Origin of the sequence: Streptomyces dryopteridis (genome assembly GCF_049606955.1) — a bacterium.
GTDB lineage: Bacteria > Actinomycetota > Actinomycetes > Streptomycetales > Streptomycetaceae > Streptomyces.
Genome location: NZ_CP187113.1, coordinates 4827374 through 4841631 on the forward strand (window position 1 = coordinate 4827374; position 14258 = coordinate 4841631).

General features: G+C 74.9%; 14 protein-coding genes. 9 read left to right on the forward strand and 5 right to left on the reverse strand.

Annotated elements, in window-relative coordinates; translation table 11 throughout:
- Positions 1-160 precede the first annotated feature (160 nt).
- Positions 161-1864: a DEAD/DEAH box helicase gene (locus ACN20G_RS20620; RefSeq protein ID WP_424214276.1), complete on the forward strand. Its 1704-nt coding sequence runs from the start codon at positions 161-163 to the stop codon at positions 1862-1864.
- 134 nt (positions 1865-1998) lie between these two features.
- Here ACN20G_RS20620 and ACN20G_RS20625 read toward each other — a convergent pair whose 3' ends face one another.
- The 5 genes from ACN20G_RS20625 to ACN20G_RS20645 all read right to left on the reverse strand — a co-directional run bounded on the left by ACN20G_RS20625 (position 1999) and on the right by ACN20G_RS20645 (position 6842).
- Complete coding sequence (locus ACN20G_RS20625; RefSeq protein WP_424214277.1) at positions 1999-2955, reverse strand: tyrosine-protein phosphatase; 957 nt, start codon at positions 2953-2955, stop codon at positions 1999-2001.
- A 320-nt stretch (positions 2956-3275) separates the two neighbouring features.
- Complete coding sequence (locus ACN20G_RS20630) at positions 3276-4349, reverse strand: NAD(P)H-dependent flavin oxidoreductase (RefSeq protein WP_424215610.1); 1074 nt, start codon at positions 4347-4349, stop codon at positions 3276-3278.
- Between the two features lie 56 nt (positions 4350-4405).
- On the reverse strand, positions 4406-5161 hold the full coding sequence (locus tag ACN20G_RS20635) for a CoA-transferase subunit beta (RefSeq protein ID WP_424214278.1): 756 nt from the start codon (positions 5159-5161) through the stop codon (positions 4406-4408).
- Positions 5158-5994 carry a CoA transferase subunit A gene (locus tag ACN20G_RS20640; RefSeq protein ID WP_424215611.1) on the reverse strand — a complete coding sequence of 279 codons (837 nt, stop codon included), beginning with the start codon at positions 5992-5994 and terminating at the stop codon, positions 5158-5160. Before ACN20G_RS20640 ends, ACN20G_RS20635 begins: the two co-directional genes overlap by 4 nt.
- A gap of 41 nt (positions 5995-6035) precedes the next feature.
- Entirely contained in the window at positions 6036-6842 is an 807-nt protein-coding gene (locus ACN20G_RS20645; RefSeq protein WP_424214279.1) for an enoyl-CoA hydratase family protein, read from the reverse strand.
- Positions 6843-6898: 56 nt separating this feature from the next.
- On the opposite strand from ACN20G_RS20645, the gene ACN20G_RS20650 reads away from it, so the two are divergent.
- From ACN20G_RS20650 to ACN20G_RS20685, 8 genes are all read left to right on the forward strand, one after another.
- Complete coding sequence (locus ACN20G_RS20650; protein WP_424214280.1) at positions 6899-7672, forward strand: SDR family oxidoreductase; 774 nt, start codon at positions 6899-6901, stop codon at positions 7670-7672.
- Positions 7669-8598: an SDR family oxidoreductase gene (locus ACN20G_RS20655; protein ID WP_424214281.1), complete on the forward strand. Its 930-nt coding sequence runs from the start codon at positions 7669-7671 to the stop codon at positions 8596-8598. The genes ACN20G_RS20650 and ACN20G_RS20655 overlap by 4 nt, the downstream gene beginning before the upstream one ends.
- A 188-nt stretch (positions 8599-8786) precedes the next feature.
- Entirely contained in the window at positions 8787-9596 is an 810-nt protein-coding gene (locus ACN20G_RS20660) for a 2-keto-4-pentenoate hydratase (RefSeq protein WP_424214282.1), read from the forward strand.
- Between the two features lie 15 nt (positions 9597-9611).
- Positions 9612-10517: an acetaldehyde dehydrogenase (acetylating) gene (locus ACN20G_RS20665; protein ID WP_424214283.1), complete on the forward strand. Its 906-nt coding sequence runs from the start codon at positions 9612-9614 to the stop codon at positions 10515-10517.
- Positions 10514-11629 carry a 4-hydroxy-2-oxovalerate aldolase gene (gene dmpG / locus ACN20G_RS20670; protein ID WP_424214284.1) on the forward strand — a complete coding sequence of 372 codons (1116 nt, stop codon included), beginning with the start codon at positions 10514-10516 and terminating at the stop codon, positions 11627-11629. Before ACN20G_RS20665 ends, dmpG begins: the two co-directional genes overlap by 4 nt.
- A 12-nt stretch (positions 11630-11641) precedes the next feature.
- A complete protein-coding gene (locus ACN20G_RS20675) occupies positions 11642-12805 on the forward strand; it encodes a Rieske 2Fe-2S domain-containing protein (protein ID WP_424214285.1) in 1164 nt (387 codons plus the stop codon).
- A complete protein-coding gene (locus tag ACN20G_RS20680) occupies positions 12802-13137 on the forward strand; it encodes a hypothetical protein (protein ID WP_424214286.1) in 336 nt (111 codons plus the stop codon). The genes ACN20G_RS20675 and ACN20G_RS20680 overlap by 4 nt, the downstream gene beginning before the upstream one ends.
- On the forward strand, positions 13130-14245 hold the full coding sequence (locus ACN20G_RS20685; RefSeq protein WP_424214287.1) for a 2Fe-2S iron-sulfur cluster-binding protein: 1116 nt from the start codon (positions 13130-13132) through the stop codon (positions 14243-14245). Before ACN20G_RS20680 ends, ACN20G_RS20685 begins: the two co-directional genes overlap by 8 nt.
- The last annotated feature ends 13 nt before the right edge of the window (positions 14246-14258 follow it).

Sequence of the window (14258 nt, forward strand, 5' to 3'; positions counted from 1 at the left end):
GGGACGAAGGTCGTGTGTTAGCGTTTCCCTTCGCGTTCAGTGGTACCCATGAACACCATGCGCGCCTGACGGTCGATCTTTCCGCAGGCGCCTTTGTTGTTTTCTCGACGCCGATTCGTCGATGGGGCCCGTCCACTCCCTTCGGCATAAGGCGTCGCGCATGTCCCGCAACCGTTCTTCCGCAGCCCCGGCGCGCCCGCGCGCCGGTCGCCGACCCAAGTCCGGTGGTCCCGCCGGCGGCGGCCGCGGACAGTCCGCCCCCGCCCGCCCCCAGGAGTTCACCCCGCCCGAGACGGTCGTCCCCGGGCTTCCGCCCGTCGCGGCCTTCGAGGACCTCGACATGCCCGAGGCGCTGCTCAAGACCCTCGCGGAACAGGGCGTCACCACCCCGTTCCCGATCCAGGCCGCGACCCTCCCGAACGCGCTCGCCGGCCGCGACCTCCTCGGCCGCGGCCGCACCGGCTCCGGCAAGACCCTCGCCTTCGGCCTCGCCCTGATCGGCCGCACCGCCGGCCGCCGCGCCGAGCCCAAGGCCCCGCTGGCCCTCGTGCTCGTCCCGACCCGCGAACTGGCCCAGCAGGTCACCGACGCCCTCGCCCCCTACGCCAAGGCGGTCCGCCTGCGGATCGCGACCGTCGTCGGCGGCATGTCCCTGAACCGGCAGGCCGGCGACCTGCGACGCGGCGCCGAGATCCTCGTGGCCACCCCGGGCCGGCTCGCCGACCTCATCGACCGCGGCGACGTGACCCTGGCCGACGTGGACATCACCGTCCTCGACGAGGCCGACCAGATGTGCGACATGGGCTTCCTGCCGCAGGTCACGCGCCTGCTCAAGCAGGTCCGCGCCGGCGGCCAGCGGCTGCTGTTCTCCGCCACCCTCGACCGCAACATCGACGGCCTCGTGCGCGGCTACCTCGACGACCCGATCACCCACTCCGTGGACCCGTCCGCCGGCGCCGTCGTCACCATGGAGCACCACCTGCTGCACGTGACCGACGCCGAGGCGAAGAAGGACGTCACGCTGCGGATAGCGGCCCGCGAGGGACGCGTGATCATGTTCGTGGACACCAAGCGCGGCGTGGACCGCACGGTCAAGCGCCTGCTGGCCAACGGCGTCAAGGCATCCGGCCTGCACGGCGGCCGCTCCCAGCCGCAGCGCAACCGCACCCTCGACTGGTTCCGCACCGGCGAGGTCACCGCGCTCATCGCCACCAACGTCGCCGCCCGCGGCATCCACATCGACGACCTCGACCTCGTCGTCAACGTGGACCCGCCCATGGACCACAAGGACTACCTGCACCGCGGCGGACGCACCGCCCGCGCCGGCGAGTCCGGCCGCGTGGTCACCCTCGTGCTCCCCGAGGAGCGGCGCGAGATGGACCGCCTCATGCGGCACGCGGGCATCAGCCCCGGCGTGGCCTCGGTCGGCCCGGCCTCCGCCGAGCTCGCCGAGCTGACCGGCGCCCGCGTCCCCTCCGGCACCCCCGTGACCCTGCCCGAGCCCCGCCAGCCCCAGGCGCAGCCGAAGAAGCGTCCGGCGGGCGCCGAGGGCGCCGGCAGCGCACGCGGCCGGCGCCGGCGCGGCACCGGCCAGGGCGGCGGCGAGACCGGCCAGTCCCGCCAGGGCGAGCGCACCCAGACCCAGCGCGGCCAGAGCGAGCGCGGCCAGGGCGGCCAAGGCGGCCGGAGCCAGGACGGTCAGGGGCAGCGCGGCCAGGGCGGGCGTACCCGCCGTCCGGCCGCCGAGTCCGCCGCCGGCGGCGGCGCCCGGCGCGCCGAACCCCGTCAGGACGCGGCCCCCCGCGAGGGCGCGGCCCGTCGCCCCCGCCGCCGCCCCCGCACCCAGGGCGGCACCCAGGCCTGACGGCCCCCGACCCCACGCCGACGCCCCCGGACCCGCAAGGGCCCGGGGGCGTCGTCACGTGCGGCCGGCCGGGGTGACACGTGCCGCCGCCCCCACGGGGGTGGGGGCGGCGGGGGTGGGGTGGGGTGGGTGGGTCAGCGGACGAGTTTGTCCTGGAGTTTGGCCAGGGTGCGCACGTCCAGGCCCAGGCCCTTGGTCAGGTAGCCGCCGAAGTCCCCGTACGCGGCCTCGACCCGGGCGTTCGCCGCGTCCAGGTACTCGGGGCGGACCTCCTGGATCGGGATCAGCAGGTCCGGGTTCTGCATCATCCCGGACTGCCGCAGGCCCTCCCGCAGGCGCGCGTCGGCCGCGGCCCGGAAGGTGTTGGAGGCCAGGAAGTCCTGGCGCGCGGCCGACTCGGGCACGGCCAGGGCCCGCAGCAGCACGTAGCTCAGCCAGCCCGTCCGGTCCTTGCCCGAGGTGCAGTGGTACAGCAGGGGGCCCTGTTTGCCGTCGGCGATCTCGCGGAGGGTGGCCGCGAACTGCGCCCGGTTGGCGGGGTTGTCGACGAAGCCCTCGTAGATGGTGCCCATCAGGGCCGCGCCCCGGCCGCCGCCGAACACGGCCTCCTGGCGGACCGGGTCGCGGGTGGCGATGGTGCCGGTGATCGTGCCGTACAGGCCCTTGTCGTCCACCGAGCGGGAGGTGGCGGTGAGGCCGACGGGGAGCCGGTCGGCGCCGTCGTACTGGAGCTCCAGCGGGACCCGGAAGTCGACGACCTTGGTGAGTTTCAGGCCCGCGACGGTGGTGAGGTCGGCGTCGGTGAGCTTGCTGAGGGAGTCGGCCCGGTAGACCAGGCCCGGGCGGACGGTGCCGCCGGTGTAGGTGCGGTAGCCGCCGAGGTCGCGGACGTTGACGGCGCCCTGGAGGGGGATCTGGCGGATCGCGGTCGGTTGGAGGAACGGGGGGCGCCACGGGAGGTGGCGGGCGGTCGCGTCGGCCCCGGCGGCGGGGGCGGGGGTCGCGGTGGCCGGCAGGGCGCCGGCGGTGAGGGCCGCGAGGGCGGCGCCGGAGGCGACGGCCAGGCGGAGACGCGTGCGGGCACGGCTCATGACTTGCTCCTGGGCGGAGAAGTGGGGATCGCCCTGGTGAAGGCAGGGCGGTGGAGCGTGTGCGGACGCGGGCGCGGTCGCGGGAGGGCCCGGCGCGGCTCCGGTCGGGGGCCGGACGGGTGGTCCTCGGGCTGCCGTGGGGTGGTCGGCGGGTGCGGGGCGCGCCGGCTGTGGCGGATCGCGCGCGGGGGCGGGGGAGGACGCGGGCGGACGCGTGGGCGGATCGTTTCTCCACCGTCCCCGCACGCGACCCGCCCCTCCCGCGCGGGGACGCGGGCACGGAGCGGGGCGTGCGGGTGGTGTGGGGTGTGTGGGTGGGGTCAGGCGGCGCCGGCCGGGGCCGTGGCGCGCAGGGCGGCGAGGCGGTCGAGGGTGGCGTGCGCCTCGGTCATGACGCGGTCGACGAGTTCGGCGCAGGAGGGCAGGTCGTCGATGACGCCGGCGACCTGACCGGCGGCCATCACCCCGGTGTCGGTCCGCCCGTCGACCATCGCGGCCTTGAGCAGCATGGGGGTGTTGGCGGCCAACAGGACCTGGCTCCAGGTCAGTTCCTTGCCGTGTTTCATGGCGAGTCCGTCGCGGACCATGGCGGGCCAGCTCAGCCCGGACAGCCGGCGGAACCCGGCCGCGTGGCGCACGGCGCGGGTCAGCGCGCCGAGTCGGCCGGAGCGTTCCAGGGCGGCGACGAGTTCGGAGCGCAGCATCCGGTGCGGCAGCCCGTCCACGGCGGTGGTGACGGTGACGTCCTTGACGGCCGCCGCCAGGTACCGGGCCTTGACGGGCTCGGGGACGGTGGAGTCGGAGGTGAGCAGGAAGCGGGTGCCCATGGCGACCCCGGCGGCCCCGAAGGCGAGGGCGGCGGCCAGCCCGTGCCCGTCGGAGAACCCGCCGGCGGCGATCACGGGGATGTCCACGGCGGCCACGACCTGGGGCAGGAGCACGGTGGTGGCCACGTCCCCGGTGTGCCCGCCGCCCTCCCCGCCCTGCACGACGACGGCGTCGGCGCCCCAGGCGGCGACCTTCTCGGCGTGCCGGCGGGCCCCGATGCTGGGGATGACCACGACCCCGGCGTCCTTGAGGCGGGCGATCAGCTCTTGGGAGGGGGCCAGGGCGAAGGAGGCCACCTTGACGCCCTCCTCGACGATGATCGCGACGCGTTCGGCGGCGTCCGAGGCGTCGGCGCGCAGGTTCACGCCGAAGGGCGCCCCGGTGCGGGACTTGACCTCGCGGATCGCGGCCCGCAGGTGTTCGGGGGTCATGGTCGCGGAGGCGAGGACGCCCAGCGCCCCGGCCTCGGCGGTGGCCGAGACCAGGCGGGGGCCGGCGACCCAGCCCATGCCGGTCTGCACGATCGGGTGCCGCACGCCGACCAGGCGGGTCAGGGCCGTGGGCAGTTCGGGCGGCGGGGGAGCGGGGGGAGTGGTGAGGGCGGGGTCGCGCGCGGGGTCGGTCACGGGGTGGGCACCTCCCGGTCGCGCAGCCCGCGCGGGTCGATCACCTCGCGGATCAGCCGGAGTTCCTCCGGGGTGGGTTCGCGGGTGAGCGGCACCTCGGGGGGTTCGACGAGGGTGAAGCCGGTGGCCTCGCGGATCCGTTCCACGCCCACGCCGGGGTGCGCGGAGACCAGCCGCATCCGGTGGTCGGGGGTGTCGAAGTCGAAGACGCCGAGGTCGGAGACGACCCGGGGGAGTCGGTGGAAGCGGGTGGCGGAGGGGCCGGCGGCGGCGGCCCGGTCGTAGCCCACGCCGCTGACCAGGTCCACGTTCTCCACGAACACCCGCCGCGAGTGCCTGGGCACCCAGTAGCTGACCGGGTTGTTGAGGGTGTTGACGGGTGCGCCGCGCACCCCGAGGAGTTGGCGGGCGGGGTGTTCGCCGGTGCCGATGCGGGAGATGTTCTGGTTGCCGAAGCGGTCGATCTGGCTCGCGCCCATCATCACGTGCCGGCGGCCCCCGGTGACCATCGTCAGGTGCCGGCGGTAGGGCAGCCAGCCCTCCACGGAGCCGTCGAGGGAGACCAGGGCGGCCTCGCCGTCGGTGAGGAGCAGGTCGGGGGAGAAGGTGCGCTTGGCCAGGCGGGCCCCGAAGGAGGGGATGAGGCCCATGGGGCTGGCGAGGACCTCGCCGTTGTCGCGCCATGCCTCGGCGCAGGCGATCACGCAGTACTCGGCGCGGCTGACGGGCGCTTCGAGGGAGGTGTCGGTCACCGTTGTTCCTCCTGCCAGGCGCGGACGGCCCGTTGGTAGTCGGCCTCGGTCCCGCCGGCGAGGAAGCGGGCGGAGAACTCGGGCCAGGGGGTCGTGGCGTACAGCTTCTGGAACGCCTCGTCGCGGTCGTGGTCGGGGACGCACGAGGTGAAGTGGGCGCCGTTCGGGGTCTCGACCACGCCGGTGACGCTGTGCCGGGACACCAGCAGGGACTGCGGGGGACCGGCCTTGGCGAGCTCGGCGGTCTCCACGAGGCGCTCGCAGGAGACGTACGCCTCGTCGGCGGCCTCGCAGAACAGGTCGTCGAAGTAGGGGTCGGGGCCCAGGTACTGGCCGTTGCCGAGCCGGTCGGCCCGGTTGAGGTGCACCAGGGCCGCGTCCAGCCGCAACGCGGGCACGGCCACGAACTCCTCCCCGTCGGCGTACGGGGAGGTGACGGTGCGCAGCTCGGGGTTGAGGCGGAGCACGTCGGAGCCGAGGCCGGCGCGGACCGGCAGGAACGGCAGCCGGTTCGCGGCGGCGTGCAGCCCCCACATGAACATGGCCTCGTCGAGTTCGGTCAGGGCCAGGGTGCCGTTCTCGCGGGCGGCCCGGTAGTTCGGCTCCAGCGGGATGGAGTCCAGGGTCGCGAACGCGGCCACCAGCCGGGTGACCTTCCCGGCGGCGGCGAGCAGGCCCACGTCGGGCCCGCCGTAGGAGACCACGGTGAGGTCGGTGAGGTCCGAGCGCAGGATCGCGCGGACCAGGGCCATCGGCTTGCGGCGCGAGCCCCAGCCGCCGATGCCGATCGTCATGCCGCTGCGGAGCCGGCCGACGACCTCCTCCGGGGTCATGGTCTTGTCGCGGGCGCCGTCGGCGGCGCGGGGGGTCCGGCTCACGCGTCCTGCTCCTTCGCTGAGATCGGGCTGGTGGTGGGGTTCGGGGCAGGGGCGGCGGGGCGGGCGCCGGAGCCGAAGGTGTCGCGGACCCGGTCGGCGACGCCGCTGAGGTTGGCCTCGAAGGTGAAGCCCTGCTCGAAGCGGTAGCTGCGGCGCACGTCCACCGGGTCGATCCCGTTGATGGCCGCCTTCGCCAACCGGATCAGGTACGGGTCCTTGCGGGCGATCTCGCCCGCGAGTTCCAGGGCGGCGGCCCGCAGCCCCTCGCGCGGGGTCACCCGCCACACCGAACCGTGCGCGTGTAGTTCGGCGGCGGTCGCGGTGCGCGAGGTGTAGTACAGGGCGCGCATGAGGTGCTGGGGCACGAGCCGGGACAGGTGGGTGGCCGCGCCCAGGGCGCCCCGGTCGAGTTCGGGCAGGCCGAAGACGGCGTCCTCGCTCGCGACGATCGCGTCCGCGTTGCCGACCAGGCCGATCCCGCCGCCGAGACAGAACCCGGCGACCTCGGCGACCACCGGGACCTCGCACTCGTAGACGGCGGCGAACGCCTCGTAGCAGCCCCGGTTGGCGCCGATCAGGGCCGTGTGCCCGCTGTCGCGCTGCATCTCCTTGATGTCGACGCCCGCGTTGAAGCCCCGGCCCTCGGCGGCGAGCACCACGCAGGCGATCTCCGGGTCGCGGCCGGCGGCGCGGACCGCGTCGGCCAGGTCGTACCACCCCTGGACGGGCAGGGCGTTGACGGGCGGGAAGTCGACGGTGACGAGCGCGATGCCCTTGTCCGGGCCGGAGGTGGAGACACCCATGGGAGGATCAGCTACCTTTCCACCAAACATTTGTTAGGTGAGGAAGGTAGCAGCCCATGCAGCTCGACGGGAGGGTTGTCGTCGTCACCGGCGGCACCCGAGGCGTAGGCGCCGGCATCACCCGCTCGTTCCTCCGGGCGGGCGCGCACGTCGTGACCTGCGCCCGCCGCCCCCCGGACACCCCCGTGACCGCCGGCGGGCACACGGCCGAGTTCGAGGCCGTCGACCTGCGCGACGAGGACGCCGTCACCGCCCTCGTCGACCGGATCGCCGACCGCCACGGCCGCCTCGACACCCTCGTCAACAACGCCGGCGGCGGCCCCTACCGGCTGCTCGCCGACGCGACCCCCGCCCAACACGCCAAGGTCATCGCCCTCAACCTGATCGCCCCCCTGACCATCACCCTCGCCGCCCACAGCCACCTCAAGGCCGCCCGCGGCTCCGTCCTGATGATCGGCAGCGTCAGCGCCACCCGCCCCTCACCGGGCACCGCCGCCTACGGCGCCGCCAAGGCCGGACTCGACAACCTGGCCCGCTCCCTCGCCGTGGAATGGGCCCCCGAGATCCGCGTCAACACCCTGCTGCTCGGCATGGTCCGCACCGAACTCGCCCACCTCCACTACGGCGACGAGGCCGGCGTCGCCGCCGTCGGCGCCACCGTCCCCCTCGGCCGACTCGCCGAACCCGCCGACATCGGCGACACCGCCGTCCTCCTCTCCTGCGACCACGCCCGCTACGTCAGCGGCGCCTCCCTCCTCGTCCACGGCGGCGGCGAACGCCCCGCCTTCCTCGACGCGGCCACCGTCAACAAGGAGCACCCCACCCCGTGAACACCACCGCCCGAGACACCTCCCTCGCCGCCGACCGCGTCGTCCTCGTCACCGGCGCCGGCCGGGGCCTGGGCCGCGCCCACGCCCTCGCCTTCGCCGCCGCCGGCGCCAAGGTCGTCGTCAACGACCTCGGCGTCGCCCTCGACGGCGCCGCCGGCGCCGGCCCCACCCCCGCCGAGGAGGTCGTCGCCGAGATCGAGGCCGCCGGCGGGCAGGCCCTCGCCCACGGCGGGGACATCGCCACCTCCGACGGCGCCGCCTCCCTGATCACCGCCGCCCTCGACCGCTTCGGCCGGATCGACACCCTCGTCAACAACGCCGGATTCCTGCGCGACCGGATGCTCGTCAACCTCGACGAGGACGACTGGCACGCCGTCATGCGCGTCCACCTCGCCGGCCACTTCCTCCCCCTCAAACACGCCGCCGCCTGGTGGCGCGCCGAGGCCAAGGCCGGCCGGCCCGTCGCCGCCCGCGTGGTCAACACCTCCTCCGGCGCCGGCCTCCTCGGCTCCGTCGGCCAGGGCAACTACAGCGCCGCCAAGGCCGGCATCCTCGGCCTGACCCTCGTGGCCGCCGCCGAGATGGGCCGCTACGGCGTCCAGGTCAACGCCATCGCCCCCGCCGCCCGCACCCGCATGACCGAGAGCGCCTTCGCCGACACCATGGCCGCCCCCACCGCCGGCGCCTTCGACGCCATGGCCCCCGAGAACGTCTCCCCCCTCGTGGTCTGGCTCGGCTCCACCGCCTCCGACGGGGTCACCGGCCGCGTCTTCGAGGTCGAGGGCGGCCGGATCACCGTCATGGAGGGCTGGCGCCCCGGACCCACCGACGACACCGGCGCCCGCCGCACCCCCGCCGACGCCGGCGACACCGCCCGCAAACTCCTCGCCGCCGCCGAACCCCCGCACCCCGTCTACGGCGCCTGAGCCCCACCCCGCCCCACAGCGCCCCTCACGGCCCCGGCCCGCCCCGCGCGGACCGGGGCCGCGCCATGTCCCCGGCCCCCTTTCCCGGCCAGCGGGAAAAGGCACTCCCCGCCCCCGCGACCCGCCCCATAGCCTCACCGCACCCCACCCCCCACCACCCCCGTTCCCTCGCACCCTGGAGCGCGCCGATGCTCTCCGACCACCAGCGCGGGCAGGCCGCCGCGCTCCTGCACCGCGCCGAGACCGACCGACGCCCCATCGCCCCGCTGACCGAGCTGTTCCCCGGCATCACCACCGAGGACGCCTACGAGATCCAACTCCGCCTGATCCGCGCCCGCACCACACCCGGAGCCGACGGCACCCCGGCGCCCGCCCGGATCACCGGCCACAAGGTCGGCCTCTCCTCACCCGTCATGCAGGCCATGATGGGAGTGGACGAACCCGACTACGGCCACCTCCTCGACACCATGGCACTGGCCCCCGACCGACCCGTGTCCCTCGGCCGCTACTGCGCCCCCCGCGTCGAGGTCGAGATCGGCTTCCTGCTCGGCGCCGACCTCCCCGGCGCGGACTGCACCGTCGCCGACGTGCTCGCCGCCACCGAACAGGTCGTGCCCGCCCTCGAACTCATCGACAGCCGCGTCGCCGACTGGCGGATCTCCATCGCCGACACCATCGCCGACAACGCCTCCTCCGCCGGCTACGTCATCGGCCCCGGCCGCGACCCCCGCGAGCTCGACCTCACCGCCGTCGACGCCGTCCTCACCGACGACACCGGCACCCGCCTGGCCACCGGCCGCTCCGACGCCGTCCTCGGCGACCCCGCCGCCTCCGTGGCCTGGCTCGCCCGCACCGTCGCCCGCTTCGGCGTCCCCCTGCGCAAGGGCCACCTGATCCTGCCCGGCTCCTGCACCCGCGCCGTCGACGTGACCGCCGGCCGCACCTACACCGCCGAGTTCACCGGACTCGGCGGCGTCTCGCTCGCCTTCCGCCGCTGACCGAGGACCGCACCCATGACCCAAGCCCGCCGCAAGGCCACCGCCGCCATCGTCGGCTCCGGCAACATCGGCACCGACCTGCTGTACAAGCTGCTGCGCTCCGAACACGTCGAACCCCGCTGGATGATCGGCGTCGACGAGGCCAGCGAGGGCCTGGCCCACGCCCGCCGCGCCGGCCTGGAGACCGGCCACCACGGCGTCGAACCCCTCCTCGCCGGCTCCGAACTCCCCGACCTGGTCTTCGAGGCCACCAGTGCGTACGTGCACCGCGCCAACGCCCCCCGCTACGCCGAACTCGGCATCCGCGCCGTCGACCTCACCCCGGCCGCCCTCGGCCCGGCCGTGGTCCCGCCCGCCAACCTCACCGCGCACCTCGACGCCCCCAACGTCAACATGATCACCTGCGGCGGGCAGGCCACCATCCCCGTGGTGCACGCCGTCTCCCGCGTCGTGCCCGTGCCCTACGCCGAGATCGTGGCCTCCGTGGCCTCCGCCTCCGCCGGCCCCGGCACCCGCGCCAACATCGACGAGTTCACCCGCACCACCGCCCGCGGCATCGAGGAGATCGGCGGCGCCGCCCGCGGCAAGGCCGTCATCATCCTCAACCCCGCCGACCCGCCCGTGATGATGCGCGACACCGTCTTCTGCGCCATCCCCGAGGACGCCGACCGCGAGGCCGTCGCCGCCTCGATCAAACAGGTCGTCGAGGACGTCGCGAGCTACGTGCCCGGCTACCGGCTGCGCGCCGAGCCCCAGTTCGACGACCCCTCCCCGCTCACCGGCGGACACGCCCGCGTCGGGATCCTCCTGGAGGTCGAGGGCGCCGGCGACTACCTGCCGCCCTACGCCGGAAACCTCGACATCATGACCGCCGCCGCCACCAAGGTCGGCGAGGAGATCGCGAAGGAGCACCTCCGATGACCCCCGCCCCCCTCACCGACCCCTACTCCGACACCCTCGACATCCGCGTCACCGACTCCTCCCTGCGCGACGGCTCCCACGCCCAACGCCACCGCTTCACCGTCGAGCAGGTCACCTCCGTGGTCGCCGCCCTCGACACCGCCGGCGTCCCCGTCATCGAGGTCACCCACGGCGACGGACTCGGCGGCTCCTCCTTCACCTACGGCTTCTCCGCCACCCCCGAACAAGAGCTGATCAAGGCCGCCGCCGACACCGCCCGCCGGGCCCGGATCGCGTTCCTCATGCTCCCCGGCCTCGGCGTCAAGGACGACATCCGGGCCGCCCGCGACAACGGCGGCGCCATCTGCCGGATCGCCACCCACTGCACCGAGGCCGACATCTCCGCCCAACACTTCGGGCTCGCCCGCGACCTGGGCCTCGAAACCGTCGGCTTCCTGATGATGGCCCACTCCACCACCCCCGAACGCCTCGCCCGCCAGGCCCGCATCATGGCCGACGCCGGCTGCCAGTGCGTGTACGTGGTCGACTCCGCCGGCGCCCTCACCATGGACGACACCACCGACCGGGTCGCCGCCCTCGTCGCCGAACTCGGCACCGACGCCCAGGTCGGCTTCCACGGCCACGAGAACCTCGGCCTCGGCGTCGGCAACTCCGTCGCCGCCGTCCGCGCCGGCGCCCGCCAGATCGACGGCTCCACCCGCCGGCTCGGCGCCGGCGCCGGCAACACCCCCGTCGAGGCGTTCGCCGCCGTCGCCCACAAGATGGGCTGGCGCACCGGCATCGACGTGCTCGGCATCATCGACGCCGCCGAGGACGTGGTCCGCCCGATCATGGACGACGAGTGCGTCCTGGACCGCATGGCCCTCCTCATGGGCCACGCCGGCGTCTACTCCAGCTTCCTCAAGCACGCCTGGACCCAGGCCGAACGCTACGGCGTCAGCGGCGCCGAGATCCTGCTGCGCGCCGGCGAACGCCGCCTCGTCGGCGGCCAGGAGGACCAGCTGATCGACATCGCCGTGGAACTCGCCGCCACGCACGCCACGCACGCCACGCACGCCACGAACGCCACGAACGCCCCCGCCACCGCCACCGCCTCCGCCGACCGCCCGTAAGGGAGCGCGACGATGACCGACGACCTCCCCGCCCCGACCGCCCACGCCCCCCGCGTCATCGAGGCCGCCGCCCCGCCCGCCCGCTTCGCCCGCGGCTGGCACTGCCTCGGCCTCGCCGCCGACTTCCGCGACGGCGAACCCCACGAGGTCGCCGCGTTCGGCACCACCCTCGTCGTCTTCGCCGGCGCCGACGACGACACCCTGCACGTACTGAACGCCTTCTGTCCCCACATGGGCGGCAACCTCGCCCACGGCACCGTCAAGGGCGACACCCTCGCCTGCCCCTTCCACGACTGGCGCTGGCGCGGCGACGGCCGCTGCGCCGAGGTCCCCTACGCCCGCCGCGTCCCCCCGCGCGCCCGCACCCGCGCCTGGACCACCCTGGAACGCAACGGGCAGCTGTACGTGTGGCACGACCCCGAGGGCAACCCGCCGCCCGAAGAGGTCACCATCCCCCTGATCGAGGGGTACGGGGACCCCGAATGGAGCGCCTGGTCCTGGAACTCGCTGCGCGTCGAGGGCTCCAACTGCCGCGAGATCATCGACAACGTGGTGGACATGGCGCACTTCTACTACGTGCACTACGCCTTCCCGAAACGCTTCAAGAACGTCTTCGAGGACCACGTCGCCACCCAGTACATGGAGTCCGTGCCCCGCCCCGACGTCGACCTCGGCACCCTCTCCACCGGCGGCGGCCTGCGCTCCGACGCCTCCTACTTCGGCCCCTCCTACATGATCGACAAGCTGTGGAGCGACGTCGGCGGCGGCCTGGAGATGGAATCCGTGCTGATCAACTGCCACTACCCGGTGGACGAGAACAGCTTCGTCCTCATGTACGGGGTCCTCGTCAGGAAACTCCCCGGCATGACCGACGAACAGGCCGCCGAGGCCGCCCGCCTCACCTCCGAGGGCCTCGCCGTCGGCTTCGAGCAGGACGTCGAGATCTGGCGCGACAAGACCCGCATCGACAACCCGCTGCTCACCGAGGAGGACGGGCCCGTCTACCAACTGCGCCGCTGGTACGAGCAGTTCTACGTGGACGTCGCCGACGTCAAGGACGAGATGACCCGCCGCTTCGAGTTCGAGATCGACACCACCCGCGCCAACGCCGCCTGGGAGGCCGAGGTCGCCGAGAACCTCGCCCGGCACGCCGACGGGCCGGAGAACCCCCGATGACCTCCCCCGGCCCGGCGGCCCCGGGCCCGACCGGGGCCCCGGACCTCGGAGCCCCGGACCTCACCGGAGCCCAAGGCGCCCACGGCGATCCCGGGCGGGCGGGCGCCCCCGTCGGCTGCGCCCGCTGCGGCACCCAGGTCCTGTGCGAACGCTTCAGCCCCGTCCACCTCCAGATCCAGTGGACCGAGGACGCCGCCGCCGTCTGCCCCCGCATCGCCGCCGCCCACGCGAGCGGCACCCCCGCCGCCCGCGTCCGCGACTGCGCCGACCTGCGCGCCGCCGTCGACCGCGCCGTCACCGACGGCCGACTCCCGGTGGCCGGCCATGCCTGACCGCACCCTCGCCCCCAGCGCCCCGGCCCCCGACACCCCCACTCCCGGCACCCCCGCTCCCGTCGTGCCCGCGCCGCCCGTGCGCCGGCTGCGCGTGACCCACCGCACCGTCCAGACCGCCGACGCCGTCACCCTCACCCTCGCCCCCGCCGACCCCGACGCGGCCCCCCTGACCTGGCGGCCGGGCCAGTTCCTCACCCTGCGCACCCCCGGCGGGGCCCGCTGCTACTCCCTGGCCACCTCCCCGCACACCGGCGAGGCCCCGGCCGTCACCGTCAAACGGGTCCCCGGCGGCGCCGGCTCCGGCTGGCTGCACGACACCGTCGCCGTCGGCGACCACCTCGACGCGCTGCCGCCGGCCGGCACCTTCACCCCGTCCGACCTGCACACCGACCTGCTCCTCGTCGCGGGCGGCAGCGGCATCACCCCCGTGCTGTCCATCGCCGCCTCCGTCCTCGCCGCCGGCACCGCCCGCGTCACCGTGCTGTACTTCAACCGCGCCGCCGACACCGTCATCCACCACGCCGAACTGCTCGCCCTGAGCACCGCCCACCCCGACCGCTGCACCGTCGTGCACTGGCTGGAGGACCTCCAGGGCCTGCCCGAACCCGCCCGCCTGGCCCCCCTGTGCGCCCCCTACGCCGGCCGCCCCGCCTACCTGTGCGGCCCGGCCCCCCTCATGGACGCCGCCGAACAGGCCCTGCGGGCCGTCGGCACCCCCGGCCGCGCCGTGCACCGCGAGCGCTACTTCTCCCTCTCCGAGGACGTGTTCACCCCCCGGCCCCCGGCCGACACCGACCCCGCCGACTCGGCCGTCGACGGAGCCGCCGAGCCGCCGGCCGTCGCCGAGATCACCCTCGACGGCGCCCACCACACCGTCCCCTGGCCCCGCGCCACCCCCCTGCTCGACGCCCTCCTCGCCGCCGGCGTCGACGCCCCCCACTCCTGCCGCGAAGGCGCCTGCGGGGCCTGCTGCCTGCGGGTCCTGGACGGGGACACCGAGCTGATCCGCAACGAGGTCCTCGACGCCGACGACCTCGCCGAGGGCTACACCCTCGCCTGCCAGGCCCTGCCCCGCACCGACCGCGTCCGCCTCGACCTCGGCTGAGCCCCGCGCCCAC